The 311-nt window shown below is 66.2% G+C and carries 1 protein-coding gene; it reads right to left on the minus strand.

Annotated elements, in window-relative coordinates:
• Nucleotides 1-134: 134 nt before the first annotated feature.
• Complete coding sequence (locus tag ACFP2T_RS12405) at nt 135-302, minus strand: phosphopantetheine-binding protein (protein WP_377420947.1); 168 nt, start codon at nt 300-302, stop codon at nt 135-137.
• Nucleotides 303-311 lie beyond the last annotated feature (9 nt).

Below are 311 nucleotides of genomic sequence, written 5' to 3' on the forward strand. Positions count from 1 at the left end.
TTCCGGATGTCGAACAGCAGCGTGACAACTGGCCCGCAGGGCCTCAAGCCGTGGCGGCCGGAGCGTCGGCGTTGTGGTCAAGCGCGGCGCCGCCGCCCCGCGTTCGTGCCGAGGATCCTTCCAAGCTGGGTCAATCAGAGTTCGAACTCCTCGAAATCGTCGGCCTCTCCCTCGATCCCGATCGCGGCCCGCTTGACGGCAACTGCGAGATCAGCAACCGTCGGGGTGTCGAACAATGCGCCGACCGTTACCTCGACGTCGAACGCGGCCCGGATCCGGGAGATGACCTGGGTCGCGAGCAAGGAGTGTCC

The organism is Plantactinospora solaniradicis (assembly GCF_042658085.1).
Taxonomy (GTDB): Bacteria; Actinomycetota; Actinomycetes; order Mycobacteriales; family Micromonosporaceae; genus Plantactinospora; species Plantactinospora solaniradicis.